General features: G+C 72.8%; 27 protein-coding genes and 3 pseudogenes. 16 read left to right on the top strand and 14 right to left on the bottom strand.

The window, feature by feature from the left end:
• The first annotated feature begins 16 nt into the window (after positions 1–16).
• From Ade02nite_RS07760 to yjfF, 3 genes are read left to right on the top strand one after another with little or no spacing between them, the layout of a single operon-like run.
• Positions 17–1,543 carry a sugar ABC transporter ATP-binding protein gene (locus tag Ade02nite_RS07760; protein ID WP_203760855.1) on the top strand — a complete coding sequence of 509 codons (1,527 nt, stop codon included), beginning with the start codon at positions 17–19 and terminating at the stop codon, positions 1,541–1,543.
• Positions 1,540–2,565, top strand: coding sequence for an ABC transporter permease (locus Ade02nite_RS07765; protein WP_203760856.1), 1,026 nt, complete (start codon positions 1,540–1,542; stop codon positions 2,563–2,565). Before Ade02nite_RS07760 ends, Ade02nite_RS07765 begins: the two co-directional genes overlap by 4 nt.
• Positions 2,562–3,578, top strand: a complete 1,017-nt coding sequence (gene yjfF, locus Ade02nite_RS07770; RefSeq protein ID WP_203760857.1) for a galactofuranose ABC transporter, permease protein YjfF — start codon at positions 2,562–2,564, stop codon at positions 3,576–3,578. Before Ade02nite_RS07765 ends, yjfF begins: the two co-directional genes overlap by 4 nt.
• Positions 3,579–3,587: 9 nt before the next feature.
• On the opposite strand, the gene Ade02nite_RS07775 is transcribed toward yjfF, so the two are convergent.
• Complete coding sequence (locus tag Ade02nite_RS07775) at positions 3,588–3,881, bottom strand: DUF1330 domain-containing protein (RefSeq protein ID WP_239168606.1); 294 nt, start codon at positions 3,879–3,881, stop codon at positions 3,588–3,590.
• Positions 3,882–3,963: 82 nt separating this feature from the next.
• Between Ade02nite_RS07775 and Ade02nite_RS07780 the strand changes: the two genes are divergently transcribed.
• The gene (locus Ade02nite_RS07780) at positions 3,964–5,190 is read left to right on the top strand and encodes a serine hydrolase domain-containing protein (RefSeq protein WP_203760859.1); all 1,227 of its coding nucleotides are present in this window, start codon (positions 3,964–3,966) and stop codon (positions 5,188–5,190) included.
• A gap of 96 nt (positions 5,191–5,286) precedes the next feature.
• Here Ade02nite_RS07780 and Ade02nite_RS07785 read toward each other — a convergent pair whose 3' ends face one another.
• Positions 5,287–5,886 (bottom strand): NADPH-dependent FMN reductase, encoded by a 600-nt coding sequence (locus tag Ade02nite_RS07785; protein WP_203760860.1) that lies wholly within the window; start codon positions 5,884–5,886, stop codon positions 5,287–5,289.
• A gap of 102 nt (positions 5,887–5,988) precedes the next feature.
• Here Ade02nite_RS07785 and Ade02nite_RS07790 point away from each other — a divergent pair.
• Positions 5,989–6,777 (top strand): annotated as a pseudogene (locus Ade02nite_RS07790) (helix-turn-helix domain-containing protein); the annotation flags it as partial.
• Between the two features lie 39 nt (positions 6,778–6,816).
• On the opposite strand, the gene Ade02nite_RS07795 reads toward Ade02nite_RS07790, so the two are convergent.
• Complete coding sequence (locus tag Ade02nite_RS07795; RefSeq protein ID WP_203760861.1) at positions 6,817–7,518, bottom strand: SDR family oxidoreductase; 702 nt, start codon at positions 7,516–7,518, stop codon at positions 6,817–6,819.
• A gap of 83 nt (positions 7,519–7,601) precedes the next feature.
• Between Ade02nite_RS07795 and Ade02nite_RS07800 the strand changes: the two genes are divergently transcribed.
• Positions 7,602–8,570 (top strand): LysR family transcriptional regulator, encoded by a 969-nt coding sequence (locus tag Ade02nite_RS07800; protein WP_275409889.1) that lies wholly within the window; start codon positions 7,602–7,604, stop codon positions 8,568–8,570.
• Between the two features lie 132 nt (positions 8,571–8,702).
• Here Ade02nite_RS07800 and Ade02nite_RS49135 read toward each other — a convergent pair.
• From Ade02nite_RS49135 to Ade02nite_RS07810, 3 genes and pseudogenes are all read right to left on the bottom strand, one after another.
• A pseudogene (locus tag Ade02nite_RS49135) lies at positions 8,703–9,197 on the bottom strand (MEDS domain-containing protein); the annotation flags it as partial.
• A 68-nt stretch (positions 9,198–9,265) separates the two neighbouring features.
• The gene (locus tag Ade02nite_RS07805) at positions 9,266–10,234 is read right to left on the bottom strand and encodes a quinone oxidoreductase family protein (protein ID WP_203760862.1); all 969 of its coding nucleotides are present in this window, start codon (positions 10,232–10,234) and stop codon (positions 9,266–9,268) included.
• Positions 10,235–10,251: 17 nt separating this feature from the next.
• The gene (locus tag Ade02nite_RS07810) at positions 10,252–11,322 is read right to left on the bottom strand and encodes an alkene reductase (RefSeq protein ID WP_203760863.1); all 1,071 of its coding nucleotides are present in this window, start codon (positions 11,320–11,322) and stop codon (positions 10,252–10,254) included.
• A 92-nt stretch (positions 11,323–11,414) separates the two neighbouring features.
• Here Ade02nite_RS07810 and Ade02nite_RS07815 point away from each other — a divergent pair, with 92 nt between their 5' ends.
• Positions 11,415–12,023 carry a TetR/AcrR family transcriptional regulator gene (locus Ade02nite_RS07815; protein WP_203760864.1) on the top strand — a complete coding sequence of 203 codons (609 nt, stop codon included), beginning with the start codon at positions 11,415–11,417 and terminating at the stop codon, positions 12,021–12,023.
• Positions 12,024–12,098: 75 nt separating this feature from the next.
• Positions 12,099–12,557: a peptidoglycan-binding domain-containing protein gene (locus Ade02nite_RS07820; RefSeq protein ID WP_239168608.1), complete on the top strand. Its 459-nt coding sequence runs from the start codon at positions 12,099–12,101 to the stop codon at positions 12,555–12,557.
• A 4-nt stretch (positions 12,558–12,561) separates the two neighbouring features.
• Here Ade02nite_RS07820 and Ade02nite_RS07825 read toward each other — a convergent pair whose 3' ends face one another.
• Positions 12,562–13,074: an ArsR/SmtB family transcription factor gene (locus tag Ade02nite_RS07825; protein ID WP_203760865.1), complete on the bottom strand. Its 513-nt coding sequence runs from the start codon at positions 13,072–13,074 to the stop codon at positions 12,562–12,564.
• A gap of 66 nt (positions 13,075–13,140) precedes the next feature.
• On the opposite strand from Ade02nite_RS07825, the gene Ade02nite_RS07830 reads away from it, so the two are divergent.
• Both Ade02nite_RS07830 and Ade02nite_RS07835 read left to right on the top strand, forming a co-directional pair.
• Positions 13,141–13,434 carry a DUF4287 domain-containing protein gene (locus tag Ade02nite_RS07830; protein ID WP_203760866.1) on the top strand — a complete coding sequence of 98 codons (294 nt, stop codon included), beginning with the start codon at positions 13,141–13,143 and terminating at the stop codon, positions 13,432–13,434.
• Between the two features lie 55 nt (positions 13,435–13,489).
• Positions 13,490–14,221, top strand: coding sequence for an enoyl-CoA hydratase/isomerase family protein (locus Ade02nite_RS07835; protein WP_203760867.1), 732 nt, complete (start codon positions 13,490–13,492; stop codon positions 14,219–14,221).
• Here Ade02nite_RS07835 and Ade02nite_RS07840 read toward each other — a convergent pair.
• Positions 14,208–15,401, bottom strand: a complete 1,194-nt coding sequence (locus tag Ade02nite_RS07840) for a fatty acid desaturase family protein (protein WP_203760868.1) — start codon at positions 15,399–15,401, stop codon at positions 14,208–14,210. The two genes, Ade02nite_RS07835 and Ade02nite_RS07840, sit on opposite strands and share 14 nt — an antisense overlap.
• Positions 15,402–15,422: 21 nt before the next feature.
• On the bottom strand, positions 15,423–16,475 hold the full coding sequence (locus Ade02nite_RS07845) for a ferredoxin reductase (RefSeq protein WP_239168609.1): 1,053 nt from the start codon (positions 16,473–16,475) through the stop codon (positions 15,423–15,425).
• A 117-nt stretch (positions 16,476–16,592) separates the two neighbouring features.
• Here Ade02nite_RS07845 and Ade02nite_RS07850 point away from each other — a divergent pair, with 117 nt between their 5' ends.
• Both Ade02nite_RS07850 and Ade02nite_RS07855 read left to right on the top strand, forming a co-directional pair.
• A complete protein-coding gene (locus Ade02nite_RS07850; RefSeq protein ID WP_203760869.1) occupies positions 16,593–17,759 on the top strand; it encodes a PucR family transcriptional regulator in 1,167 nt (388 codons plus the stop codon).
• Positions 17,760–17,943: 184 nt separating this feature from the next.
• Positions 17,944–18,147: a L,D-transpeptidase gene (locus Ade02nite_RS07855; protein ID WP_438870974.1), complete on the top strand. Its 204-nt coding sequence runs from the start codon at positions 17,944–17,946 to the stop codon at positions 18,145–18,147.
• Here Ade02nite_RS07855 and Ade02nite_RS07860 read toward each other — a convergent pair whose 3' ends face one another.
• Positions 18,148–18,573, bottom strand: a complete 426-nt coding sequence (locus Ade02nite_RS07860; RefSeq protein WP_203760870.1) for a PPOX class F420-dependent oxidoreductase — start codon at positions 18,571–18,573, stop codon at positions 18,148–18,150.
• Entirely contained in the window at positions 18,566–19,600 is a 1,035-nt protein-coding gene (locus Ade02nite_RS07865; RefSeq protein ID WP_203760871.1) for an FAD-dependent oxidoreductase, read from the bottom strand. Before Ade02nite_RS07865 ends, Ade02nite_RS07860 begins: the two co-directional genes overlap by 8 nt.
• A gap of 95 nt (positions 19,601–19,695) precedes the next feature.
• Between Ade02nite_RS07865 and Ade02nite_RS07870 the strand changes: the two genes are divergently transcribed.
• Complete coding sequence (locus Ade02nite_RS07870) at positions 19,696–20,541, top strand: helix-turn-helix transcriptional regulator (protein ID WP_203760872.1); 846 nt, start codon at positions 19,696–19,698, stop codon at positions 20,539–20,541.
• 68 nt (positions 20,542–20,609) lie between these two features.
• A complete protein-coding gene (locus tag Ade02nite_RS49140; protein WP_239168610.1) occupies positions 20,610–21,458 on the top strand; it encodes a hypothetical protein in 849 nt (282 codons plus the stop codon).
• Positions 21,459–21,791: 333 nt separating this feature from the next.
• On the opposite strand, the gene Ade02nite_RS07880 is transcribed toward Ade02nite_RS49140, so the two are convergent.
• The 3 genes from Ade02nite_RS07880 to Ade02nite_RS07890 all read right to left on the bottom strand — a co-directional run bounded on the left by Ade02nite_RS07880 (position 21,792) and on the right by Ade02nite_RS07890 (position 24,115).
• Positions 21,792–22,337, bottom strand: a complete 546-nt coding sequence (locus Ade02nite_RS07880; RefSeq protein WP_203760873.1) for a hypothetical protein — start codon at positions 22,335–22,337, stop codon at positions 21,792–21,794.
• Between the two features lie 67 nt (positions 22,338–22,404).
• A complete protein-coding gene (locus Ade02nite_RS07885) occupies positions 22,405–23,064 on the bottom strand; it encodes a lytic polysaccharide monooxygenase auxiliary activity family 9 protein (protein ID WP_203760874.1) in 660 nt (219 codons plus the stop codon).
• Between the two features lie 88 nt (positions 23,065–23,152).
• Positions 23,153–24,115, bottom strand: a complete 963-nt coding sequence (locus tag Ade02nite_RS07890; protein WP_203760884.1) for an endonuclease/exonuclease/phosphatase family protein — start codon at positions 24,113–24,115, stop codon at positions 23,153–23,155.
• Positions 24,116–24,271: 156 nt separating this feature from the next.
• Between Ade02nite_RS07890 and Ade02nite_RS50700 the strand changes: the two are divergent.
• Positions 24,272–24,730 (top strand): annotated as a pseudogene (locus Ade02nite_RS50700) (alpha/beta fold hydrolase); the annotation flags it as partial.
• Positions 24,731–25,220: 490 nt separating this feature from the next.
• Positions 25,221–25,808: a nuclear transport factor 2 family protein gene (locus Ade02nite_RS07905; RefSeq protein ID WP_203760876.1), complete on the top strand. Its 588-nt coding sequence runs from the start codon at positions 25,221–25,223 to the stop codon at positions 25,806–25,808.
• The last annotated feature ends 624 nt before the right edge of the window (positions 25,809–26,432 follow it).

Raw genomic sequence — 26,432 nt, forward strand, 5'->3', positions numbered from 1 at the left:
CGAAACGGAGCCGATGATGGGCGAGCCGCCCGCGGTCCTCGAGATGACCGGAATCCGCAAGATCTTCCCCGGCGTCGTCGCGCTCGACGGCGTCGACTTCCGCCTGCTGCCCGGCGAGATCCACGCCCTCATGGGCGAGAACGGCGCCGGCAAGTCGACCCTGATCAAGGTGTTGACCGGCGTGTACGGCATCGACGGCGGCGAGATCCGGCTGAGCGGGCGCGACGTGCGGTTCACCGGGCCGCTCCAGGCCCAGCAGGCCGGCGTCAGCACCGTCTACCAGGAGGTCAACCTCTGCGCCAACCTCTCGGTCGCGGAGAACATCTTCATCGGGCGCCAGCCCCGCCGCTTCGGCCGCATCCGGTGGGCCGAGATGCGCCGGCGCTCGGCCGACCTGCTCGCCCGGCTCGACCTGGACGTCGACGTCACGGCGCCGCTCAACACGTACTCCCTGGCGGTCCAGCAGATGGTCGCCATCGCGCGCGCGATCGACATCGACGCCAAGGTGCTCATCCTCGACGAGCCCACGTCCAGCCTGGACGCGTCCGAAGTGGCGCAGCTCTTCGCGATCATGCGGCGGCTGCGCGACGCCGGCGTGGCGATCCTGTTCGTCTCGCACTTCCTCGACCAGATCTACGAGGTGGCCGACCGCATCACGGTGCTGCGCAACGGCGCCCTGATCGGCGAGTACCGCACCAGCGAGCTGCCCCAGGTCGAGCTGGTCGGCAAGATGATCGGCAAGGAGCTCGCGACGCTCGAACAGCTGGAGAGCCGCCCCCGCGACTCCACCGAGCAGCTCGAGCGCGGCGAGCCCCTGCTGCGCGCCGAGGGGCTGGGCCGCGAGGGCGCCATCGCGCCGTTCACCCTGGCCATCCACGCCGGCGAGGTGGTCGGCCTGGCCGGCCTGCTCGGCTCCGGCCGCACCGAGCTGGCCCGCCTGCTCTTCGGCGCCGACAAGGCGGACAGCGGCCACATCGAGATGGGCGGCAAGCCGGTCGCGATGCGCTCGCCGCGGGCCGCGATGGCGCACGGCATCGCCTTCTCGTCCGAGAACCGCCGCACCGAGGGCCTGATCGGCGAGCTGAGCGTCCGCGAGAACATCATCCTCGCGCTGCAGGCCGCCCGCGGCTGGACCCGGCCGATCGCCCGGCGCCGGCAGGACGATCTCGTCGCCAAATACATCAAGGCGCTGCAGATCCGCCCCGACAATCCCGAGATCCCGGTACGGAATCTCAGCGGCGGCAACCAGCAGAAGGTGCTGCTGGCCCGCTGGCTCATCACCGAGCCGAAGCTGCTCATCATCGACGAGCCGACGCGGGGCATCGACGTCGGCGCCAAGGCCGAGATCCAGCGCCTGGTCGCCGAGCTGTCGACCGGCGGGATGGCCGTGCTGTTCGTCAGCGCCGAGCTCGAGGAGGTGCTCCGGCTCAGCCACAAGATCGAGGTGCTGCGCGACCGGCGCCTCGTCGAGGAGCTCGAGAACACCGGGGACGTCGACGCCGACCGCGTCATGCACATCATCGCCAGCGGAGCCACCTCATGACCTTTCTCAAGAACCGGCTGGTGTGGCCGGTCGCCATGCTCGCGCTGCTGCTGCTCTGCGCGCTGATCTTCTCGGACGGGTTCTTCGACATCCGGATCCAGGACGGCCACCTGTTCGGCACGCCGATCAACATCCTGCGGGCCAGCGCGCCCCTGGTACTGGTCGCGGTCGGCATGACGCTGGTCATCTCGACCGGCGGCATCGACCTGTCGGTCGGCTCGGTGATGGCCGTCTCGGGCGCCATGGCCTGCCTGATCATCGGGGACCTCGCGAACCAGAACAGCGTCGGCGGCGTCACCCTCGCGGTCGTCGCGGCGATCGCCCTCTCGCTGGTGCTCGGCCTCTGGAACGGCTTCCTCGTCGCGGTGCTCGGCATCCAGCCGATCATCGCCACGCTGATCCTCATGGTGGCCGGCCGCGGGCTGGCCCAGCTGATCACCTCGGGTCAGATCATCAACGTGCAGTCCAGCCCGTACAAGGTGATCGGCACCGGCTTCGTGCTGGGCCTTCCGGTCTCGGTGCTCATCGCCGTGGCGGTCCTGGTGATCGCGGCGCTGCTGACCCGGCGTACGGCCCTGGGCCTGTTGCTGGAGTCCGTGGGCGGCAGCCCGGTCGCCAGCCGGCTCGCCGGCATCCAGGCCAGGCGCCTGACCATCATGGTGTACGTGGTGTCGGCCGCCTGCGCCGGCATCGCGGGCCTGATCTACAGCTCGAACGTGTCCAGCGCCGACGGCAACAACGCCGGCAACCTGATCGAGCTGGACGCCATCCTCGCCGTGGTGATCGGCGGCACCGCGCTGACCGGTGGCCGGTTCTCGCTCGCCGGCACCGCCCTGGGCGCGATCCTCATCGCCACGCTCGACACGACCGCCCAGGCGGTGGGCATCCCGCCCGAGACCACCCTCGTCTTCAAGGCCGTCGTGGTCGTCGTGCTCTGCCTCGCGCAGTCGCCCGCCTTCCGCGCCAGATTGTTCCGCCGGCCCGCCGCGCGACCGGCCGCACGGGCGGAGGTCCCGGCATGATCGACGTCAGCACCACGCCCGCCACCAACAAGAGCGGCCCGGCGGCCGGCCGCCGGCGCACCTACCGGCCCAACGCCCAGTACATCCCGGTGCTCGCGACGCTCACGCTGCTGATCGTCATGTACACCCTGGGCGCGGTGAACTACGAGAACTTCACGCACCCGTCGGTGATCCTCAACCTGTTCACCGACAACGCGTTCCTGATGGTCGTCGCGGTCGGCATGACCTTCGTGATCCTCACCGGCGGCATCGACCTGTCGGTGGGCGCGGTGATCGCGCTGACCTCGACGGTCGCCGCGACCCTGCTCCAGGCGGGGTGGCCGGCGGGCGTGGTCATCCCCACGGTGCTGCTCGTCGGCGGCGTGCTGGGCCTCGGCATGGGCGCGGTCATCCACTTCTTCAAGGTGGAGCCGTTCATCGCCACCCTCGCCGGCATGTTCCTGGCCCGCGGCGTGGCCCTGCTCATCGACCAGAACTCGATCCCGATCACGAACGGCTTCTGGACCGGCCTCGCCGAGGCCCGCATCGTCTTCGAGCCCGGCGTCTACATCTCCGCGATGGCCCTGGTCGCGCTGGCGGTGGTCGCGGTCGCGGCGGTGGTGCTGGCCTGGAGCCGCTTCGGCCGCAACGTCTACGCCATCGGCGGCAACGCGGACTCGGCCCTGCTCATGGGCCTGCCGGTGGGCCGCACGAGGATCGGCGTCTACACGCTGAGCGGCTTCTGCGCGGCCCTCGGCGGCCTGATCTACAGCATCACCACCACGTCCGGGTACGCCGGCCACGGCACCGGCACCGAGCTGGACGCCATCGCCGCTGTCGTCATCGGCGGCGTCCTGCTGACCGGCGGCTCCGGCTACGTGCTCGGCACGGTCCTCGGCGTCCTCGTCCTCGGCATGATCAACACCATCGTCAACTTCCAGAGCCTGAACTCGTGGTGGGCCCGGATGGCGATCGGCGTGCTGCTGTTCGCCTTCATCGTCCTTCAGCGCCTGGTCACCCGAAGAGCGAAGTAGGAACGCGCCTCAGGAGTCCACCCCCTCCAGAACGCGGATCTCCCGCTCGGCGCCGTCGCCCAGCACCGCGAGCGCCTCCTGGTAGGCCGGGCTGTGATAGGCGGCGACCGCGGCGTCGACGCTCTCGAAGCGGATGACCGTGGTGCGCAGAGCCGAGGAGCCCTCCAGCACCTGCGCGGGATTGCCGCGGGCGAGGAACACCCCGCCCGCGGCACGCATGGCGGGGCCGGCCAGCTCGACGTACCGCGCGAGCCGGGCCTCGTCGTGGATGGCGGTGAAAGTGTTGATCCAATAAGCGCTCACGCCTCCCATGATGCCCGCTCGTCAAGGCGGCATAAGTTACTCCCTGACGCCGCCGCTACCGCCGTCCGTCTTGAGTGGACCCATGAACTCCGACGTGACATCAGGAATGGACCGGCGGGCGCTGCTCAGATGGGGCGGGCTGGCCGGCGTGGCGGCGGCCGGCATCGGCCACGCGACTCCCGCCCGCGCCGACTCGGGGATCCCACCCGAGACCCGGCCCGGCGGGGCCCTGGACCGGTACGTGCGGAAGCTGGCCGCCGAGGGCAAGTTCTCCGGGGTGATGCTGCTGGCGCACCGGGGCCGCACGGTGCTGTCCCGCAGTTACGGCCTGGCCGACCGCGAGAAGGGGATCCGCAACGGCGAGGGCACGGCGTTCAACCTGTCCTCGGCGAGCCAGCCCTTCCTGGCGGTGGCCGTCCTCCAGCTGCTCCAGCGGGGAAGGCTGGCGCTGTCCGACACGGTGGGCGACCACCTGACCGGCTTTCCCGAGAACATCGCCCGCCAGGTGCAGATCCATCACCTGCTCACCGGCACCTCCGGACTCGACGCCCCGATGCCGGACTGGTCCCGCGTCTTCCACAGCCGCGAGGAGGTGCACGCGTACCAGCGGCAGTGGGCCCATCAGGCGACCCTCGTGGGCGTTCCCGGTGCCCAGTCGAACGGCCACAGCCCCGGCGGCGGCGTCGGCCTGGCCATCGCCGCGCAGATCGTCGAGGCGCTGTCCGGCCTGACCTTCTGGGACTACGTGCACGAGCGAGTCTTCCGGCCCGCCGGCATGACCGGCTCGGCCTACTACACCCGAGGCCAGTGGCTCACTGACGCGCACATCGCCCACCCGTACATGCTCCAGGCCGACGGCAGCCTGGTGGACGCCGTCCGCAACCTCGACAAGGGCAGCGTGCTCAAGCCCATCGAAGGCCGCAATCCGGGGCGCGCCTTCATCGGCAACCCCTCGGGCGACGGCTTCGCCACCGCACCCGACCTGGTCCGCTTCGCCGAGGCGCTGCGCGACGGCACGCTCCTGAGCCGCCCCTACGCCGACCTGTTCGCCGGCGCCAAGCTCCCCGGCTCCGAGCCGACGTCGTTCCACGGCTACACGATGCCGATCAGCCTGTCCAACGGCCAGTGGGTGGTCAGCCGTGGCGGCGCGGCCCCGGGCATCGGCGCCAACTGGAGCATCTACCCGGACACCGGCTGGGTCAGCGTCGCCCTCACCAACGACGACACCACACCGCTGCCGGACATCCTCGCCCGCCAGGAGTCAGCCATCACGGGCGCCCCGTTCATCCCACCGAGCGGCGGCGGCTGACGCGCAGCCAGCCGCCTCGCGGATACGTGGGATCGCGGTGCGTGTCGCTGGGTCTTCCCGATGGCGTGGAGCCGCTGCGAGCAACTGGCCGGGTGGCTACGCGCCGCCGGGGTAGGGGGTGGCGGCGCGCGCCTTGCGGAGGGCCTCGGACCACCAGGCGAGCTGTTCCAGCAGGGTCTTGGCGTAGCCGGCCGAGGCGTCGTCGAGGGGCTCGCCGTTCTGCCACGTGGTGAAGTAGCTGGGGAAGGCCAGGCCGTCGCGGATGGTGACCGCGTGCAGCTCGGTCAGGACGTTCTCCAGGTGGAGGACCGCGTGGCGGCCGCCGGCGGCGCCGCCGTAGCTGACGAAGGCCACCGGCTTGGCCGTCCACTGGGTGAAGTGCCAGTCGATCAGGGCCTTGAGGGACGCGGGATAGCTGTGGTTGTACTCGGGCGTGACGATGATGAACGCGTCGGCCTCGTCCAGCCGGCGGGTGAGGTCGCGCATGCCGTCGGGGCGCGGATAGTCGTCGCCGGCGAGCTTCGGGGGCATGGCGGGCAACGTCAGCGGCAGGTCGGCGTCCGCCAGGTCGACGACGTCGACGTCGAAGGCGCCGTGTGCCCGTGCGTGGTCGGCCACCCAGTCGGCGATGACGGGGCCGAAGCGGCCCTCGCGGACGCTGCCCACGATGACGACGAGTTTGCTCTGCTCAGTCATGCCGACGACGATCCGCCGGGCGGGCGGCGGCGGCCAGGCCGGGCGCAGGCTGGCCCCCGCAGGGCCACGCTGTTGCCCGGCCCGCCGCCGTAGGCTCGGGGCATGGGGACGCCGCTGGGGGACTTCATCCGCGCCAAACGTGACGCCACGCGCCCGGCCGATCTGGGGCTGCCCGACCACGGGCGGCGGCGCGCGCCGGGACTGCGGCGGTCCGAAGTGGCCGCGCTGGCCGGCATCAGCGTCGAATACCTCACCCGCATCGAGCAGGGCCGCGACCGCAACCCGTCGCGGTCGATCGTCAACGCCGTCGCCGACGCGCTCCGGCTCGACGACGCCGAGCGCATGCATCTGGCGTACCTCACCAAGATCACCGGCGGCGCGTGCACGGGTCCTGCGCGGCCGGCGCCGCCGGAGCGGGTCGTGCGGCCGGCCGTGCGCCGGGTCGTCGAGCTTCTCGAGCCCGGCGTCGCGTTCGTCACCAACCGCATGGGCGACGTGCTCGCGCACACCAGCGGGTTCGCCGCCGTCGTGCGCGACATCGGCCTGCTCGACGCCGAGGAGCCCAATCTCACGCGGTACGTCTTCACCGACGCCCGGGCCCGCGCCACCTTCCCCGACTGGGACCAGGTCGCCGACGAGCAGGTCTTCCACCTGTGGCTCGGCCCCTCGACCGGCACCTTCGAGTGGTTCACCGACTCGTTCGCCGAGGTCGCGGGCGCCGAGTTCACCCGGCGGCTGCACCAGCACGTCCCGCCGCCCCGGGTGCCGCTGCGGCTCGACCATCCGCGCGCCGGCCGGCTGCGCTGGGAGAGGGAGACGCTGGAGCTGCCCGCCCCGGACGCCCAGCAGCTGGTCGTGCTGCTGCCCGCCGACCGGGCGACCGCCGAGGCCGTCGAGGCCCTGCGGGGCCGCCCGGGCCGGGTGGTCCGCTCAGGCCAGCAGCGCGCCGCCGTCCACGGTGAGGATCGTGCCGGTCGTGAAGGGCTGGCCCATCAGGTACAGGTAGGCGCCGGCCACGTCGCTCACCTCGCCGACGCGCCCGAGCGGGACGGTCGCGGCCGTGGTGGCGTACAAGGTCTCGACGTCCTCGCCGTCGCCCCACAGGGGTGAGCGGGTCACCCCCGGCTTGACCGCGTTGACGCGGATCGGGGCGAGCTCGACGGCCAGCGCCCGGGTCAGCGAGTCCATGGCGCCGCAGATGCTCGACGCCACCGACCAGCCCGGCGAGGGACGGTCGCCCGCGGTGCCGGTGGTCAGCGTGATGGAGCCGCCGGGCCGCAGGTGGGGCAGGGCGGCGCGGACCGCGGCCAGCGCGCCGAAGTAGCGGACGCCGAAGAACTCCCGGGCCCGGGCGGGGTCGATCGAGGCCACCGGCATGAGCGTGAGCGCCTCGCCGGCCGTGTAGACCAGGTGGTCGAAGGGGCCGATCTCGTCGAAGAGGGTGGCGGGCGGGTCGCTCAGGTCGGCCGCGAGGCCGGTCGCGCCGAGGCGGCTGGCGGCCTGCCGGACGCGTTCCGGGTCGCGGGAGACGACCACCACCTCGGCGCCCTGCTCGGCGGCCGCCGCCGCGGTCGCGTACCCGATGCCCGACGTGCCGCCGAGGACGGCCACCCGCTGTTTCGCAATGTTCATGCCCCCCACGCTGCGCCCGGCGGACGGCCGGCGTCCAAGACCCGTCCGGGCGTCTGTAATACCCTGGAGGCATCGACGTCGACCTGCGCAAACTCCGCTACTTCGTGGCCGTGGCCCGGCATCTCCACTTCGGGCGGGCCGCCGCCGAGCTGCACATCGCGCAGCCCGCGCTGTCCCGGCAGATCCGCGCCCTCGAGGCCGAGCTGCACGCGCAGCTGTTCCGGCGCGACCGGCGGGCCACCGAGCTGACCGCCGCGGGCCGGCAGCTGCTCGCGGACGCCGAACCGCTGCTGGCCGCCGCCGAGGCCCTACGCCGCCGGGTGACGCAGGCCGGCCGGTTCGTCGTCGCCTTCATGCCGGGCCTGATCGTCACCGATGCGGTGCGGCGGCTGCGGGAACGACATCCGGGGCTGGCCGTCGAGGTGCTGCGGACCAGCTGGCACGACCAGGTCGAGGTGCTGCGCGACGGCCGCGCCGACGTGAGCTACCTGCGGCTGCCCGCCGACCGGCGCGGCCTGACCGTGCGGCCGGTCCTCGCCGAGCCGCGTGTGGTGGTGCTGCCCGCGGGGCACCGGCTGGCCGGCAAGGAGTCCGTGTCCGTCCGCGACCTGGCCGCCGAGCGGCTGTTGCAGGACCCCGAGGCGGTGCCGGAGTGGCGTGACGTCGCCACCGTCGCGGCCGAGCCGGTGCCGGCGCTCGCCGTCGAGGAGAAGCTGGAGCATGTGGCCGCCGGCCGCGGCGTCGCGGTGCTGCCGCTGTCGACGGCGACGTTCTACACGCGGCCGGACGTCACCTATGCCCGCGTCGGGGACATCCCGCCCAACCGGGTCGTGCTGGCGTGGCTCGCGGACCGCCGCGACGCGCTGCTCGCCGACTTCGCCTCACTCGTGGCGGACCCCGGCGTCCCGGATGAGGTCGAGCAGGTGCAGGTGGGTGCGGCCGGCCCGGATCCGCAGGCCGGCGTTCTCGCGGGCGGTGCGGGCGATCTCGGCGAGGGCGCGCGCGTCGAGGAACGTCATCCCGGTGATGTCGAGGGTGCCACCCGGGCGTAGCCGGCGCAGCATCGCCGCGAAGGCGCCCGCGTTGGCCAGGTCGGCCTCGCCCGAGAAGGCGAGCGTCCGGCCGTCGTCCTGGAGCCGGTGGCGCAGCGGCGACGGGCTCGCCGGGCCGGCGGGATGGGCCTGGCAGGCGGCGGCGACCCAGCGGCGGTCGAAGACGCGGGTGTCGTACTGGCAGACCGCGGTCAGCTCCCGGTCGGTGAACAGCGCCGACGCGCCCGCCTCGAAGGCGACCAGGGCCTCGGGGTCGGCGGCGGCCGCCCAGGTCATGTCGACGCTGACCCACAGGCCGGAGAAGCCCGCGGCGACGGCCTGGCGGGTCGCCGCCGCGTACACCTCGTACAGGTAGGCGGGGTCGAGCCGGCCGGGCCCCCACTGGACCTCCCGGCTGTCGCCGACCAGCACCTGGCCCCGGTGCACGGCCGCGAGCAGCGCCCGGCTGCGGCATCCGACGACGTTCCGGTACGCCTCCAGGTCGTCCCGGAGATCGCCGCCCGGGAAGATCAGCAGGCGGGCGCGCGCGGCGACCGCCTGCTCGGCGAAGGCCAGGGTGGTCCCGGTGAACGCGGAGGTCGACGCGAAGGCAGCACTGATGTGGTCACCGGGCTGGACGCGAAGCATGGCTCGCCCCGAAGGCACCCCGCCACGCTGCCGGATGCGCCGGAGCCCCCGCAATCCCGCTCACCCGATCAGGGAATGAGCAGCACCCGCCCGAACGCGGCGCGGCTCTCGATGTAGCGGTGCGCCTCGGCGGCCTCGGCGAGCGGGAACTCCCGGTCGATCACGACCCGCAGCTCGCCGGCGGCGACCCGGCCGATCAGCCTCTCGATCAGGGCACGGGTACGGGCCGGGTCGTGCCCCATCTCGCCGCCGAAGTAGACGCCGTTGAGCGACGCGCTCTTGCCCATCAGCGGCCCGAGCCGCGGCGCGTACGGGTCGCGGCTGGCCATCCCGACCCAGCTGATCCGGCCGCGGTAGGCGAGCGCGTTGATGCTGCCCTCCAGCGTGCGCCCGCCGACCGAGTCGACGACCAGGTCGACGCCGCGGCCGCCGGTGATCTGCCGGACGCGCTCGACGACGTCCTCGTTCCTGTAGTTGATCGCGTGGTCGAGGCCGTACTCGGCGAGCCGGGCGAGCTTGTCGTCGCTGGAGGCCGTGCCGATCACGGTGGCGCCGGCGGCCTTGGCCAGCTGGACGGCGGCGAGGCCGACCCCGCCGGCCGCGGCCTGGATCAGCGCCGTCTCGCCGGAGCGCAGCCGGCCGAACTCGAACAGGCAGTCGTCGGCGGTGCCGAACTCGACCGGGATGCCGGCCGCGACCCGCGCGTCCATGTCGTCCGGAACCACGTACACGTTGTGCTCCGGCACCGCGGCGAGCTCCGCGTGCGATCCGGCCATCATGAACGCGACCGCGCGCTGCCCCGCGCGCACCGAGGTGACGCCCTCGCCGACCGCGGCGACCGTGCCCGCGGCCTGGTAGCCGCCGATGTGCGGCGCGGACGGGATCGGGGTGGCCTGCCGGTGCAGCAGGTCGCCGCCCTGCACGCTGACCGCCTCGACGCGCAGCAGCACCTGGCCGGCCTGGGGCACCGGGTCCGGCACCTCCTCGTAGCGCAGGACCTCCGGTCCGCCGTTCTCGTAGTAGACAGCCGCTTTCATCGGTGCTCCCAGAAGGCTCAGAGGGTCGGGTAGTCGGTGTAGCCGCGGGCGCCGCCGACGTAGAAGGTGCTCGGGTCGGGGGTGTTCTCCTCCGCGTCCCGCTGCCACCGGGTGGCGAGGTCGGGGTTGGCGATGACGGCGCGGCCGACCGCGACCGCGTCGCCGACGTTCTGTTCGGCCAGCCGGATCGCCTCCTCGCGGGTGGTGGTCACGCCGAAGCCGGTGTTGACGATCGCCGGCGCCGCTGCCGCGTGCCGCAGCTTCTGCACCAGCTCGCCCGCCGGGTCGGCGTGCAGGATGTCGACGAAGGCGAGCCCGAGCGGCGCGATCTGCTCGGCCAGGGCCGTGTACGTCGCCGCGACATCGGCCGGGTCGGTCTCCAGCGCGCCCTGGATGTTGTGCTCGGGCGAGAGCCGGATGCCGGTGCGGTCGGCGCCGATCGCCTCGGCGACCGCGGTGACGACCTCGACGGCGAGCCGGGCGCGGTGGGCCGGCGAGCCGCCGTACTCGTCGGTGCGGGTGTTCGCGGCGGGGGAGAGGAACTGGTGGATCAGGTAGCCGTTCGCGCCGTGGATCTCGACGCCGTCCATGCCCGCCGCGATGGCGTTGCGGGCGCCGGCGGCGAACTTCGCCACCACGGCGGCGATCTCGTCGCGGGTCAGCGCGTGCGGCACCGGAAGCTCGGCCTTGCCGCCCGGCACCCGGATCTCGCCGGGCGCGGCGATCGCGCTGGGCGCCACGGCGTGCGTGGTGCCGCCGACCGCCGGGTGCGAGATGCGGCCGCCGTGCATGACCTGCATGACGATCGCGCCGCCGGCCGCGTGCACGGCGTCGGTGACCCGGCGCCAGCCGGCGACCTGCTCGGCGGTCTCGATGCCGGGCTGGCCGATCCAGGTGCGCCCCTCGCGCACCGGCCAGGTGCCCTCGGTCACGATCAGGCCCAGCGAGGCGCGCTGCCGGTAGTGCTCGACGAGCAGGTCGCCGGGGACGCCGTCCTCCTCACCCGCCCTGATCCGGGTCAGCGGCGCCATCACGAGCCGGTTGCGCAGGCGGATGGCGCCCAGGTCGAGAGGGGTGAACAGCTTCACGGTGGTTCCTCGTTGCTCGATGGCGGGGACTTAACGGACCGTAACCCACTTTGGTACTGAGTACCACTTTGAGACGGAGCTAAACTGCTGTCGTGAGTGACACACCGAGGCAGCGCGGCACCCTGCGCGACCGCACCCGCCGCGCCATGCGCGACGAGGTCAGCGCCGTCGCGACGCGGCTCTTCGCCGAGCAGGGCTGCGACAACACCACCGTCGAGCAGATCGCCGCCGAGGCCGGCCTGTCCCGCACCACGTTCTTCCGCTACTTCGGCACCAAGGAGGACGTGGTCCTCACCTGGCTCGAGGACCTCGGCCCCGGCCTCGCCGCCGCCTTCGCCGCCCGCCCCGCCGGAGAGCACGCGTGGGTGTCGCTGCGCCGCGCCTTCGACGTGCTCCTCGAGATCAACGCGGACGCGCCCGAGCGCGCCCTGACCTTCCAGCGCATGCTCAAGGGCAACCCGACGATGATGGCCCGCTACCGCGACAAGCAGCAGAAATGGGAGGACCTGCTGGTCGCGGCCTGGAAACAGCCACGCGGCGCAGGCGATCCCGTGCCGCGTGCCCTCGTCGCGTCCGCGATCGCCTGCCTGAACGCCTCCTTCGAGGCCTGGGAGGCGTGCGACGGCACCGTCGCCCGCGAGGAACTGCTCGACCGTGCCATGAACGCGCTCGCCGCTGTCGGGACCGCGACCGAGACGTGAGTCGATCGCCACGCGGCGTCACGATGGCGGTGCCGGGCGGCCCGGGGGTGGCCGCCGGCCGAGGAGATGATCGAGATGGCGCTTCAGCCGTGGCCGCTGGTTCGGCAGGGCGACAAGGGGCACCCGGTGCCGAGCCTGCAATATCACCTGCGGGCGCGCGGGCACACCGTCACCGTGGACGCTGACTTCGGCCCCAAGACCGACGCGGCCGTACGGGCGTTCCAGAAGTCCAAGAAGCTCGCCGTCGACGGCATCGTCGGCCCGCTGACCTGGAAGGCCCTCGTGGTCACGGTCCGCCTCGGCGACCGCGGCGACGCCGTGCGCGCCGTGCAGGACGAGTTCCAGTACCGCAACCAGTCCGGCGACCCGGGCAACGCCCCGGCCGTCGACGGCATCTTCGGCCCGATCACCGAGACCGCCGTGCTCGACTGGCAGCAGTTCCTCCACGACAACGACGAGCCCGCCATGGCCGTCGACGGCATCGTGGGCCCGATGACCTGGCAGTCGCTGATCAGCGGCATGTACGCGGGCTGAGCGGTCACTGCCGCGAGGTCAGCGCCTCGCCCAGCACGCTGCGGGAGTGCCGGACCGCGGCGCCGGCCCGGGTGCTGTCGACCAGGCCGGCGCCGCGCAGGACGGCGAGGTGGTGCGAGGCGGTCGAGACGGCCAGGCCGCACAGGGCGGCGGTCTCCGAGGTGGAGCGCGGCCCGTCCAGGCACAGCAGGACCCGCGCCCGGCCCTCGCCCAGCAGGGCGGTCAGGGCCGCGGCGGCCGTCGTGCCGTCGCCGGTCCAGGTCTCGGTGACGCCGTGCGCCGGATAGAACAGCGTCGGCTGGGCGCCGCGCTCGGTGATGACGGCGCATCGCGGGGTGGACATGACCGACGGGACGAGGGTGAGGCCGCTGCCCTCGCAGTCGATGACGGCGCCGTAGTGCAGCACGCGCACGTGCACCTCGTCGCCGGCCCAGGTGACGTGGCCGGGCGAGACCGCGAAGGTGATCTGGGACAGGTCCGCCGTGCCCAGCCGGAAGCGCACCACCTTTCGATCCACGTCGAAAGGCCAGGCCGTGGTCGCCGCGCCGAGCATCGTAGGGGCACCACGACGGAGGAGATCACGATGTCTTTCCAGGCGTACCTCGACACCATCGAGACCAAGACCGGCCTGACGCCCCGGCAGCTCGTCGACCGGGCCGGCGAGCGCGGCCTCGACCAGCCCGGCGTGAAGGCGGGCGAGATCATCGCCTGGCTCAAGGACGACTACGGGCTGGGCCGCGGGCACGCGATGGCGCTCGTGCACGTCATCAAGAACGGGCCGAAGATCGACGCCAAGCACGTCGGCGCCACCGGCAGCCACCGCGACGCGTCCGACACGCTCTGGCTCGACGGCAAGGGCAGCAATCCGCAGGGCTGACCGGGCCGTCCTCGATCCGACTGATCGGCGAGCCGCCGGCTGCGACGATCCGCTGATGCCGAGAACCGAGGGGATCCGGGTCGGCGACCGCGACGGCATCGCGGTCGTGCGGCTCGAACGCGGCAAGGTCAACGCGCTCGACCTCGACCTGCTGCACGGCATCGCCGAGGTCTTCGCCGGCCTCGACCGCGGTGACGCGCGCGCCGTCGTGCTGACCGGCGCCGGCCGGGCGTTCTCGGCCGGCGTCGACCTGTGGCGGATCCTCGACGGCGGCGCCGCTTACGTCCGCGAGTTCCTGCCGGCGCTCGACGCCGCGTTCCTCGCCGTGTTCACGCTCGGCAAGCCGGCCGTGGCCGCCGTCAACGGGCACGCCCTCGCCGGCGGCGCGATCCTGGCGGCGGCCTGCGACCAGCGGGTCATGGCCGCCGGCACGATCGGCGTGACCGAGCTGCTGGTCGGCGTGCCGTTCCCGCCCAGCGCGCTGGAGATCCTCGGCCACGCCCTGGGCGGCCGGGCCGCGCGCCGGGCGGTGCTCACCGGCGCGGCGCTCACGCCCGAGGAGGCGCTGGCCGCCGGCCACATCGACGAGATCGGCTCGCTGGACGCCGCCCTGGCCCGGGCCGCGACGCTGGCCGAGATCCCGCCCGACACCTACCGGCTGACCAAGGCGCAGCTGCGGAGCTCCGTGCGCGGCGCGCCGGACCCTCGGGTGACCGAGATCTGGATCCGGGCCGTCGAGGACGGCCGGATCGAGCGTCACATGAGCCGGGCGGTCAGGCGGACGTGACCGGGGCCTGGGCCCGGCGCCAGCGGGTCGCGGGGACCTTGGCCGTGGGAGCCGCCGCCGGGGCCTCGGCGGGCTCGGCGGCCGCGGGCACGGGCTTGTTGGGCAGCGAGAGCCGGATCACCTTCCACCACGCGGACGCGACCTGCTTGGGCAGCGGACCGCTGGTGTAGCTCAGCCCGTACCGCTGGAACAGGTCCTTGATCTTGGGGGCGATCTCGGCGTAGCGGTTGCTGGGCATGTCCGGGAACAGGTGGTGCTCGATCTGGTGCGACAGGTTGCCGGTCATGATGTGCATGGCCTTGCTGCCGCTGATGTTGGCCGAGCCGAGCATCTGGCGCAGGTACCACTCGCCGCGCGTCTCGCCGTCGATGGACGTCTTCTCGAAGGTCTCGACGCCGCTGGGGAAGTGGCCGCACATGATGACCGAGTGGCTCCACAGGTTGCGGACCAGGTTGGCCGTGGCGTTGGCCGCGATCGTGTGCAGGAACGACGGGCCGGACAGCGCCGGGTGCACGACGTAGTCCTTCAGCACCTGCTTGCCGATCTTCTTGCGGACCGCCTTGAGCGCGGCGCGGAACTTCGGGTCGCGGCGGCGCTCCTTGGTGGCCATGTTCTTGCCGAGCTCGAGGTCGTACGCGGCGATGCCGTACTCGAAGAAGCACGCGTTGATGAAGTTCCAGAGCGGCTGGCCCAGGTGCATCGGGTGCCAGGGCTGCTGCTCGTCGACGCGCATGATGCCGTACCCGAGGTCGTTGTCCTTGCCGACCACGTTCGTGTACGTGTGGTGCAGCTCGTTGTGCGAGTGCTTCCACTGCTCGGCGGGGGAGGCGTGGTCCCACTCCCACTTCGTCGAGTGGATCTTAGGGTCGCGCATCCAGTCCCACTGGCCGTGCAGGATGTTGTGCCCGATCTCCATGTTCTCGAGGATCTTGGCGACCGACAGCGCGGCGGTGCCGACCAGCCACGCCGGCGGGAAGAGGGAGAACAGCAGGATCCCGCGGCTGCCGAGCTCCAGCCCGCGCTGCCAGGCGATCACCCGGCGGATGTACGCGGCGTCGCGCTCGCCCCGGCTGCCCATGACCTCGTCGCGGATGGCGTCGAGCTCGATGCCGATCCGCTCGATGTCCTCGGGGGTGAGGTGGGCGATCGGGTTGGATTCCTTGCGCTGGATCGTGGTCATGCAGGTCCTCTTCCGGGTGCTTCAGAGTTCGATGGTGCAGGGGCCGGCGGCGGCCGAGACACAGGTCTGTACGGGGATGCTGTCGCCGGGCTCGGCGACGGTGAGCTGACCGTCGCGCAGGTCGCGCACGGCGCCCTCACGCAGCGGGACGACGCAGCTGAAGCAGATGCCCATCCGGCAGCCGGAGGGCATGAGCACGCCGGCCGCCTCGCCGGAGTCGAGCAGCGGCTCGGAGCCGTCGGTCTCGACGACCGTGCCGGACTGGGCGAAGGTGACGGTGCCGCCGCCGGAGCCGCTGATCAGCGTGGGCCGGAAGCGCTCGGTGCGCAGCAGCTGCTCGTGGCCGGCGTCGGCCCAGTGGGTCTCCAGGTCGTCGAGCATGTCGTTGGGCCCGCAGGCCCAGGCCTGGCGCTCGAAGAGATCGGGCACCAGCTCGTCCAGGTCGGCCGGCTTGATCCGCCCGTCGGCGCGGGTGTGCCGCTCGATCAGCCGGATCCGGCCGCGCTCGGCCAGGGCGCGCAGCTCGGCGCCGAAGACGACCGCCTCGCGGGTGCCCGCCGAGTGGACGACGACGACGTCGGGCAGCTCGTGCAGCGCGCTGCGGAGCATGCCCATCACCGGGGTGATGCCGCTGCCCGCGGTGACGAACAGGGCCTTCGCCGGGCGGGGATCGCCGAGCGTGAACTCGCCGGTGGGCGGGTCGAGGTGCAGGATCATCCCGCGCTTGGCGTGGCGCACGAGGTGGGTGCTGACGACGCCGTCCGGCACGGCGTTCACGGTGATCGAGATGCGGCCGTCGCGGCGCCGGGGCGAGCTGGTGATCGAGTACGACCGCCAGAGCCGGACGCCGTCGACGTCCACGCCGACCCGGACGTACTGCCCGGGCTCGTGCCACGCCCAGCCGCGGCCGGGCCGCAGGAGCAGGGAGACACTGTTGGCCGTCTCGGGACGGACGGCGTCGATCTTGGCGCGCAGGACGCGGGGATTGCGCAGCGGGGCGATCACGTCGAGGTAGTCGGCCGGCACCACCGGCGTCGTGATCAGCTCCACGACGCGCCAGGCGCCGGTTCGCATGTTGTGCATTACAGCCACGTAACAAGCTTGCTGCGTCCCGGAGGTAGATTCCTGACCGCAAGAAGTGAACTCGGCCGTGTTTTTTGTTCGCGGAAGACAAGACGAGGCGATTAAACGATGAGTGACGCTCTTCCAGATGTCAGAGCTTTCCGGCTGACGCCCGAGGTGGTCGCGCCGCTGAAGCAGCGCCTGCCCCACGTCGCCACGCAGACCATCGATGCGATCATGACCGACGTTCCGGCGTACGCCGAGCCGTTCGCCGGTGACCTCGGTCCCAAGATCGAGCGGGCCGTCCGGGCCGCGCTCGGCACCTTCCTCGAGCTGGTCTCGCGCGCCTACGCGCCCGAGCCGCAGTCACCGCTGGCGCCGGCGCTCGAGGGGGCGTACGCGCTGGGCCGCGGCGAGGCCCGCAACGGCCGCAGCCTCGAATCGCTGCTCGCCGCCTACCGGGTCGGCGCCCGCGTGGCCTGGCACGAGCTGGCCGCCATCAGCGTCGAGGCCGGCCAGCCGGCCGCCACCGTCGCCCACTTCGCCGAGCTCGTCTTCGCCTACATCGACGAGCTGTCCGCCGCCAGCGTGGCCGGCCACGCCGACGAGCTGGCCTCCTCCGGCCGCGCCCGCATCCGCCACCTGGAACAGCTCACCCAGGCGCTGCTCGCCGGCGAGCCCGAGCACGTCGTGGCCGCGGCCGCCCAGCAGGCCGACTGGTCGCCGCCGCGCACGCTGACCGCCGTCCTCGTGCCCGAGCACGCGGCCCGCACGGTCGTCGACCTGCTCGACCGCCGCACGCTTCAGCTCGGCGAGGTGCTGCTCGTGCCCGACGTGGACGGCAGCTCCCGCGCCGCGCTGCTGGGCCTGCTCCGCGGCCAGAGCGCGGTGGCCGGTCCCGCACGGCCGTGGTTGCGCGTCAAGGAGTCGTACGATCGCGCGCTGCGCACCTCGCAGCTGCCCACCCTGCCCGCCACCCCCGGCGTCGTCGACACCGAGGACCACCTCGCCGAGCTGGTGCTGACCGCCGACCCGCAGGCGCTGGCCGACCTGCGCGCCAAGGTGCTGGCGCCGCTGTCCGCCGCCCCCACGGCCGCCGCCGCCAAGCTGGCCGAGACCCTGCGCAGCTGGCTGCGCCACCAGGGCCGCCGCGACGAGGTGGCGGCCGAGCTGTTCATCCACCCCCAGACGGTGCGCTACCGCATGACCCAGCTCCGCGAGGTCTACGGCGACCGCCTGCGCGACCCGGACTGGACCTCGTCCTTGGTCATCGCGCTCACCACACCGGGCTTCTGAACTCAACATCAGGGGCGGGACAGACGTCTTGGGGGCGTGGTTCAACGACGTAAGGTCGCTCCCGTACGCCTGACCGTGACCCCCGGCACCGCCGACGTCACCACGATCGGCACCGGCGAGCAGATCCACTTCTGGACGCAGAACGGGCCGCCACTGCACCCGCATCTCCTACTCCGGCGAGTTCCTGCACGCGGCGCCGTGGAACGGGTCGCTCGGCTCGGCCAACCTGTCGCACGGCTGCGTCAACCTGAGCACCGCCGACGCGAAGTGGGTCTACGACAACTTCCTCGTCGGCGACGTCGTCGAGGTCACCCACAGCCCCAAGGAGCTGCCGGCCTGGGACGGGCTCGGCGACTGGACCGTCCCGTACGAGCGGTACGGCGCCTGATCAGCCCAGGCTCTGGCCGTACACGTGCTCGACCTTGAGCACCATCAGCACCCGGCGGTCCGAGACCATCACCGCGCGGTACTCGTCCCAGTCGGGGTGCTCGCCGGCGGCCCGGCGGTAGTAGTCGACCAGCGCCGCCACCTCGGGGCCCCGCGGATCCGTGCCGGGGCCGATCAGCTCGACGCCACCCTCGGCGGTCGCCCACGAACGGCCGTCGGGGCTGGTGACCTCCAGGGCGGCGCGGGGGTCGCGGCGCAGGTTCGCGGTCTTCGCGCGGCTGTCGGTGATCGACACGTAGACGCGCTCGGCGTCGCGGTCGTAGAACGGCGTGACCGGGGAGAGCTGCGGCATCCCGTTCGCCTTGATGGTGGCCAGCACGCCGAGACGGCTCTCGGCGAGCAGCGCGCGCGGATCGAAGTCAGACATGGGTCAGGACCTCCCGGAGAAGCGTGGTGACCGCCTGGCGGCCGGCGCGGTTGGCGCCGACCGTGGACTGCGACGGGCCGAAGCCGATCAGGTGGACGCGCGGGTCGGCGGCCACCCTCGTACCGATCATGCGGATGCCCCCGTGCTCGTTGCGCAGGTGCAGCGGGCCGAGGTGGGCGAGGGCCGCCTTGAAGCCGGTGGCCCAGAGGATCGCGTCGACGGCGGTGAAGGACCCGTCGGCCTCGCGCACGCCGTGCGGCTCGATCGCGGTGAACATCGGGCGGCGCTCCAGCGCGCCGCGTTCCTTCGCGGCCAGGGCGTACGGGGTCCAGGCCAGATCGGTGTACGAGACGACGCTGCCCGTGGGCCGCCCCGCCTCCACGTCCGCGATGACCTTCGCGATGATCCCGGTGCCGTCGAACACCCCGTCCCGGAAGACCGGCTCGCGCCGCGTGTACCAGGACGTGGTGGCGACCCGCGAGATCTCCTCCAGCTGCTGGATCGCCGAGATGCCGCCGCCGACGACCGCGACCCGCAGCCCGGCGAACTGCTCGGCCGACACGTAGTCGTGGGTGTGCAGCTGAAGCCCGGCGAACGTCTCCTGCCCCGGATAGCGCGGCCGCACCGGATTGGTCCACGTGCCGGTCGCGTTGATGATCGCCCGGGTGGACCACGCTCCGTGGCCGGACTCGACGACCAGCGTCCCGTCCGGCGCCGGCCGCACGGCGGTGACCCGCACCGGGCGCAGGATCGGCAGCCCGGCGGCCCGCTCGAAGTCGGCGAAGTAGCGGGGCACAGCGACCCGGCTCGGCTCGGCCGGGTCGAGCGGCGGCTTGGGGAAGCCCGGCAGGTCGAAGATGCCGTTGACGGTCGCGATGCGCAGCGACTCCCACCGGTCGAGCCACGCCCCGCCCGGCGCCGGCGCGGCGTCCAGCACGACGAAATCGACGCCGTGGCGCTTCAGGTGGTACGCGGCGGACAGCCCCGCCTGACCGCCACCGATGACCACGACCGCTGCCTCGCGCACGACCGGGCCAACCCGCTGCGCCGCGCGCCTATTCCCCGTTCGGTAGGACTGACAGGGCCACCACAATCGGCGCGGCCCTGAGCCAGACTGGGCTGGTGGAACCGTGGGAGTTCGGACAGGCCGTACGCCGCTGGCGCGACCGCCTGGTCCCCGAGTCGGTCGGCGTGCCCGCCGGCGGCCGCCGCCGCGCGTCCGGCCTGCGCCGCGAGGAACTGGCCGCCCTGACCGGCATCTCGGTCGACTACCTGACCCGCCTCGAGCAGGGCCGCTCCACCTCGCCGTCGCCGCAGGTGGTGGAGGCGCTGGCCCGCGCGCTGCGGCTCTCCGGCACGGAACGCGAGCTGCTGTTCCGCCTCGCCGGCCTGCAACCGCCCGGCCGCGACGTGGTGCCCAGCCACGTCGCCCCGAGCGTGCACCGCATGCTCGACCGCCTCGCGCACACCCCCGTCGTGGTGCAGGACGCCGCGTACAACCTGGTCCTGGCCAACCGCCCCTACGACGCCCTGATGGGCGACACCACGGCCTGGCGCGGCCCCCAGCGCAACGGCGTCTGGCGCAACCTGGTCGGTCCGCCCGGCCGTGCCGTGCACACGCCCGAGGAGAAGGCCCGCTTCCAGGCCCTGCTCGTCGCGGACCTGCGCATGACGGCGGCCCGCTATCCCGCCGACCGCGACCTCAAACGCCTGATCGCCGACCTGACGGCGCAGAGCCCCCGCTTCGCCGAGCTGTGGCAGTCACCGGCACCGGTCTCGAACGCGGACACCTCCCGCACCAAGACCGTCGACCACCCGGCGGTCGGCCGCATCACCCTCGACTGCGACACCCTCGTGGTCGCGGGCGACGACCTGCGCATCACCGTCTACACGGCCGAGCCCGGCACCGAGGACGCGGAGAAGCTGGCGCTCGCGATCGCCCTGGGCACCCAAACCCTGGTCAGCTGACGCGCGGGCCCCGATCGTGCCGGCGTAATTGGGATGTCGCGCTCCCGGCGGCCCGGCATCATGGTGCGATGGCGTCGGTGCCCTTCCGCTGGGATCTGGTCACTCCCGATCAGCTGGGATCGTTGCTCGACGATGCCGTGCCCCCCGACCTGTGGTTCCTGCCGGACCTCGTCGCCTGCTCCGGCAAGGTGCTGGCCCGCAGCGGCGACGGCGACCTCTTCTTTGTCGGCAGGTCGCTGGACTCCATGTTCGACCTGCTCAGTGGTGTGCTCGCCAGGCAGGCCGGCGTGCGCCGTCTGCACCGGCTGCCGTTGTCGTTCCAGCGTCCGCCGGTGGGAACCGGCCGGCGGACGCGGTCACGCGCGCTGACCGCCGCGGAGATCGCCCGGGGGCGCGAGTTCCTCGAGCTGGCCGGGTTGACTCCGCACGCGCTGGCTCGCCGGGACCGGCCGGCGGTTCTGGTCGACGTGGTCGACGGCGGCGCGACGTTCACCGAGTTGTTCACGCTGATCCGCGACTGGGTCGAGCAGGAGCGGGAGCCGTGGCCGGTCATCCGCCGCAAGATCCGCTTCCTCGGGGTCACCATCCGGCGCGCCACCAGCCCGAAGACCTTTCGGTGGCAGCAGCATGCCGCCTGGACGCGGACCCTGCCCGCGGTGGCGACCGTCAACGTGTCGCTGGAGCGGCGCGTCTGGTCGTACTTCGGGGACCATCAGGTGAAGCTGACCCGCTCGCTGCGCCTCGACCGGTGGATGGCCGAGGCCGACGGTCCCCGCCACGACGAGCGCACGCGGCAGGCCCTCGCCGAGGCCGCCGCCCTGGTCGCCTACGGCCGCAGCCGCACCGGCCGGCTCGCGGTGGCCCGCGCCGCCGGCCTTCCCGCCGGTCGGCTTGACGTTTCTCGTACCTCGCTCTGATCGTCGTCTGTCGATGGGCGCCTAGCGTCCGGCCGATGAAGAGCTTGCGGCTGACGACGCCGCGCGGGCCGTCCTTCGACAGGCTGCCCGCGAACGCGCCGGCCCGGCCGGCGCAGCGGAAGCGGCGGCGTGACTCCCGCCGGTCACCCGGACCCGGCTGGCCGGGTTCCGGTTCCAGCCGGCCTCCATGCCGTGTCCGCGCAGGCCGGGGGAAGACGAGCTCGTCCAGGAACCGTTCCGTCGCGGCCTGGTAGCCGGCCTTCTGCTGCTCCTCCGGCAGCGCGTCGTTCAGCTCCGCGAAGGCGACGGTCAGGTTGCCGCGGACGGCGTGGGTCAGAGGCCGGACGCGTCGTCGTAGCGGCGGCGCAGGTCCGTCATCTCGGTGTCGGACAGGGCCTCGCGCTGTGCCACCTCGGCGTACTTCGGCGGGAACATCTGGCGCAGCCGGTCGATGTACTTGGTGTCCTCGGTCGCCTCGACCACCTGGATGCCCGGCGGGTCGGTGGCCATGTCGAGGATGACCGGGCCGGCCAGCTTGACCGCCACGTCCCAGGGGCGGCCGGGCTCGGCGACGCCGCAGAGGTGGAAGCCGTAGACGGTGCGCACGTCGGCGAGCGCGGTCGCCGTGGACGGCTCGTGGCCGTAGACGCGGACTCCGCAGATCACCGGGGCCTCGGCCGCGGTGGCCCCATGTCCCGCGTGGTTGTGCTGTCCCGGATCCGATTGTTCGAGCGTGGTCCGCATGCGGGTCATGAGCTGCCGGCCCAGGTCCGGCGGCTCGGGTGAGGCCGAGTCGGCCAGGACGACGGCGCCGGCCGACACCGCCAGCAGGATGGCCGCCACGCCCGTGTAGCGGCTTCGGTACCACGGGGATCCCATGTCTTCGCCCTCTCGCGTGGAGGCCCGGGGCGCCAGGCGACGCCCCGGGCCGGAACGGTCGTGCCGATCAGGAGAAGGTCACGTCACTGCACCACATGTAGGCCTGGTCCAGGTGGGAGGCCTGCCAGATGATGAAGAGGATGTGGTGCCCGGTGTAGCCGGACGTCGAGACGTTGAACGAGATGTTCTGCGCCGGCGCGTACCGGCCGGTCTGGGTGATGAAGTCGAGGTTGCCCCAGCCGAGGCTCTGGGTGGCTGGGTTGAACCCCTGCTTGCTCACGTAGACGCGGAAGTAGTCGGCGCCGTGACTCGCCTGGTCGTAGAGCTGGACGGTGAAGTTCCGGCTGACGCTGGTGGTCTTCCAGGCGCCCGGCTGGTTCAGCGAGTTGTTGCGGGTGAGGCCGTTGCTGCAGAGCTGCCCGTCGGGCGTGCGCGCCTGGAACTGGCCGCCGAGCCCGTCGCGCAGCGCGCTCATCCAGTTCCACATGGTGTCGGGGTTGGCCTGGAAGGCCTGCCAGCACATCGGGTCCTGCTGCTGCATGGCCGGGTTCATGTGCTGGCTTCCCCAGGTCTTCCAGCACTGGTAGGCGCGGGTCGCGGGGTTGACGATGGTGCCGTGTGCCTGGGCGCTGCCGGCCCAGGGCAGCGCGGCGGCCACCAGGGCGAACAGCACGACGAGCACCCGTACGGGATGCCGGCCGGTTTTTCTGGACTGGTGCAGACGCACGATACGTCCTCCATTCCTCGTCTTACGGGGGGTGGGAGCGCTCCCAGCAGTATTACGCCAATGTGTCCGAGATATCAATACTTGTCGATTAGATCGAGAACGGGTCCGCGGGCACGACCAGGGCGGCGAGGATCATGCGATGGTCGCTGCGGGGCAGGTCGTACGCGGTGAAGCCGCGCACGCCGAGGCGGCGGTCCACCAGCACGTGGTCGATGGTGATCGGCGGGATCGGGCGGTACCCGTACGGTCCCCAGCTCGGCACCAGGCCCCGGCCGGCGGTGGCCGCGGCGTCGCGGTAGCCGCGGCCCACGAGAGCGCGCAGCTGCGGATGGTCCAGCGTGGCGTTGAAGTCGCCGGCGAGCACGCGGGGCGGGCCGTCCGGGTCCGGGGCCGGCTGGGCCGCGAGGTCCTCGCGCCAGTCGTCGAGGACGTCGAGGGCGTACGGGGCGGCCGGGTGCACCGACTCCACGGCCACCGGCACCGCGCCCGGCGCGCGCACCGTCGCGTACGCCTGCTGGAAACCACCCTCGTTGAGCCGGAAACCCTTGTCGCTCAACGGGAACCGCGAGTAGACGGCCGACCCGGTGGTCCCGAACGGGTCGGTGGCCCGCTGCGGCGCCGTCGACGCGTACGGCAGCAAGTGATCGAGCCCGGCCGCCGTGAGCGCCGCCTGACCGCCCGCGGTGAACTCCTGCACCGTCAGCACGCTGACGTTGCCGTCCCGCACCCGCCGGACGATCGCCTCGGGGTCCGCCCCGCCCCGCAGCATGTTGGCGCTCAGCAGCCGCACCGCGACGCCGTCGGCCGGCCCCCGGTCACGATCCGGCAGCACCCGCGGCGCCACGCAGGCCACCAGCAGCGCGCCACCCACCCCCGCCACCACGGCCGCCCGCCACCGCCGCACGCTCAGCGCCACCCCCAGCGAGATCAAGGACCACCCGATGGCGTACGGGGTGAAGGGCAGCACCACCACGACGGCACCCGGACTCCAGCCACTCACCCGCAGCACGGCCCAGGCGGCACCCGGCACGACCAGCACCCACGCCAAGATCTTCACGAGAGAACCGTAGAACCGGGCCTCAAGGTGTCCTTCTGGTAAACATCAGGGGTGACTTTCACGTGGGCGACGGTCGGCACCGTCGAGGTCAACGGTGTCCGGCTGGGCTTCCGCGAGGCCGGCGACCCGGACGGCGCGCCCGCGATCCTGGTGCACGGCACGGGAAGCAGCGCCACCACGTGGGAGCGTCTCGCGCCCCGGCTCACCGCCCTCGGCCATCGCGCCATCGCCGTCGACCTGCGCGGCCACGCGGCGAGCGCGCGCACCGGCGACTATTCGCTGACGGCCCTGCGCGACGACCTGCTGGGTCTGCTCGACACGCTGGCGCCGCGCGGAGCCGTCCTCATCGGACACTCGGTCGGGGCGTACGCGTCCCTGGCCGCGGCCCTGCACTCCCCGCAGCGCGTCACCCGCCTGATCCTGGAAGACCTCGCCGCACCGCCGCGCCGCCTGACCCTGCTGCCGCACGTGCCGCGCCTGGGCGTCCGGGCGTCCATCGTGCTCCAGCTGATGCGCGCCGACCCGCGCTGGTGGCAACGACTCCACGACGTGCGCCACCCGACCCTGGTGGTCTCCGGCGGCCCGTCCAGCTGGATCCCGCCACGCCGCCTCGCCGCCGTGGCCGCCGCGATCCCCGGCGCCCGCTTCGCCACCATCCCGGTGGGGCACCGCGTGCACAGCCTGGCCCCGGTCGCGTTCGCGGCGGAGGTCACCGCGTTTTTGCCACCCCCGTCTTCCGCGACCCCGCCTTTCCCCCGCCTCGTCTGTCGCGGCGGCGGGGCCTCCCTCCGCCGCCTTGCGTTTCGCGGCTTAGCTTTGCCCTTCCGCGGCCTTGCCCTCCGCGGCTTGGCCTTGTCCTATGCGGTGTCTTGCGCGGCCCTGCCTTCCGCGGCGCCCCCACCTTCCGCGGCGCCCCCACCTTCCGCGGCGCCCCCACCTTCCGCGGCGCCCCCACCTTCCGCGGCGCCCCCACCTTCCGCGGCGCCCCCACCTTCCGCGGCGCCCTCGCGTTCCCTTGCGGCCATCGCCCGGTGCCCCTGGGGGAACGGCTCCCGCGGGGACGTCCGGCCGGCGCCCCGATCCGCGAATGATCTGCGGCATGAATGCCAAGGACACCGTTCTCGCCGCCGTCGGCCAACTCTTCGGGGACAAGGACCCGTCGGCCGCCGACCGCTGGGCCGCGCCCACGTACAAGCAGCACAGCAGCCTCGCCCCCGACGGCCCCGCCGGCCTGCGCGGACTCGTCCAGCAGCTGCCGCCCACCTTCAAGTACGAGCTGCACCGCGTCCTCACCGACGGCGACGAGGTCGCCCTGCACGGCACCTACCACGGCTTCGGCCCGGTGCCGCTGGTCGCCTTCGACATCTTCCGCGTCGCGGACGGCAAGCTCGTCGAGCACTGGGACGCCCTGATGCCGCAGACCTCCGACAGCCAGATCGCCGGCGCCACCCAGCCCGCCGCCACCGACCCCGCCGTCACCGAGGCCAACCGCAAGCTGGCCACCTCGCGGGCCCACGGCACGGTGCACAAGGTCCTGGCCGAGGGCGACTTCGCCCTGACCGTCTCGGCGGACGACGGCACCGCCTACTACGACCTCTCCCAGGTCGACGGCGGCGAGGTCGTCGCCCATTGGCAGGTCTTCCGCACCATTCCCGCCGAGCTCCCGCACGCCAACGGCCTCTTCTGACCGCCCGTCCGCCGCCACGTGGCACCGGCCTCGTGACGCTCGCGTGCCCGGCCCGGCCTCGTGATGCTCGCGTGCCCGGCCCGGCCTCGTGACGCTCGCGTGCCCGGCCCGGCCTCGTGATGGTCGCGTGCCCGGCCCGGCCTCGCGGAACGGTCAGGGCGCGCCCGCCTTTCGGTCAGCGACTTCCCCCCGCATTGTTGATCTTGACGGTCGCCCGGCGTCGCTCCTATGTTCTGTCCCAGCATCTGATCAACGGGGGGACCTACTATGGAGGCCGTGGCGGCCGTCGGCGCTCATATGAGCGCACAGTGAACACGGGCGAAGAACTCTGCGTGTGCGGGCACGCTCGCAAGGCCCACGAGCACCACCGCTCCGGCACCGAATGCGCACTTTGCGAGTGCCCCCGATACCGCCGCGCCAGCTGGTGGCGCCGCCTGCTCAGCCGCTGACTCGCGGGCGGCCCGGGACGCTACGCCGCAGGCAGGCCGACGCCGCCGCCCGTCCCTCAATCGGGCGGCGGCGCCTCGTTCCGGGCCGAGCACCACGGCCGCGCAACCGCCAAGCCGCGCCACCGGCCGTGCGACCGCCAAGGCGGGCCACCGGCCGTGCGACCGCCAAGCCGCG

Origin of the sequence: Paractinoplanes deccanensis, assembly GCF_016862115.1 — a bacterium.
In the GTDB taxonomy this organism is placed as follows: Bacteria; Actinomycetota; Actinomycetes; order Mycobacteriales; family Micromonosporaceae; genus Actinoplanes; species Actinoplanes deccanensis.

Coding starts and splice junctions, on each gene's coding strand:
- Ade02nite_RS07785 (WP_203760860.1), bottom strand. CDS start 5,886: ATGACTGAGCAGAGCAAACTCGTCGTCATCGTGGGCAGCGTCCGCGAG.
- Ade02nite_RS07840 (WP_203760868.1), bottom strand. CDS start 15,401: ATGACCACGATCCAGCGCAAGGAATCCAACCCGATCGCCCACCTCACC.
- Ade02nite_RS07860 (WP_203760870.1), bottom strand. CDS start 18,573: ATGTCTGACTTCGATCCGCGCGCGCTGCTCGCCGAGAGCCGTCTCGGC.
- yjfF (WP_203760857.1), top strand. CDS start 2,562: ATGATCGACGTCAGCACCACGCCCGCCACCAACAAGAGCGGCCCGGCG.
- Ade02nite_RS07795 (WP_203760861.1), bottom strand. CDS start 7,518: ATGAACATTGCGAAACAGCGGGTGGCCGTCCTCGGCGGCACGTCGGGC.
- Ade02nite_RS07905 (WP_203760876.1), top strand. CDS start 25,221: ATGAATGCCAAGGACACCGTTCTCGCCGCCGTCGGCCAACTCTTCGGG.
- Ade02nite_RS07835 (WP_203760867.1), top strand. CDS start 13,490: ATGCCGAGAACCGAGGGGATCCGGGTCGGCGACCGCGACGGCATCGCG.
- Ade02nite_RS07780 (WP_203760859.1), top strand. CDS start 3,964: ATGAACTCCGACGTGACATCAGGAATGGACCGGCGGGCGCTGCTCAGA.
- Ade02nite_RS07820 (WP_239168608.1), top strand. CDS start 12,099: ATGGCGCTTCAGCCGTGGCCGCTGGTTCGGCAGGGCGACAAGGGGCAC.
- Ade02nite_RS07850 (WP_203760869.1), top strand. CDS start 16,593: ATGAGTGACGCTCTTCCAGATGTCAGAGCTTTCCGGCTGACGCCCGAG.
- Ade02nite_RS07805 (WP_203760862.1), bottom strand. CDS start 10,234: ATGAAAGCGGCTGTCTACTACGAGAACGGCGGACCGGAGGTCCTGCGC.
- Ade02nite_RS07880 (WP_203760873.1), bottom strand. CDS start 22,337: ATGGGATCCCCGTGGTACCGAAGCCGCTACACGGGCGTGGCGGCCATC.
- Ade02nite_RS07830 (WP_203760866.1), top strand. CDS start 13,141: ATGTCTTTCCAGGCGTACCTCGACACCATCGAGACCAAGACCGGCCTG.
- Ade02nite_RS07760 (WP_203760855.1), top strand. CDS start 17: ATGGGCGAGCCGCCCGCGGTCCTCGAGATGACCGGAATCCGCAAGATC.
- Ade02nite_RS07845 (WP_239168609.1), bottom strand. CDS start 16,475: ATGCGAACCGGCGCCTGGCGCGTCGTGGAGCTGATCACGACGCCGGTG.
- Ade02nite_RS49140 (WP_239168610.1), top strand. CDS start 20,610: ATGGCGTCGGTGCCCTTCCGCTGGGATCTGGTCACTCCCGATCAGCTG.
- Ade02nite_RS07765 (WP_203760856.1), top strand. CDS start 1,540: ATGACCTTTCTCAAGAACCGGCTGGTGTGGCCGGTCGCCATGCTCGCG.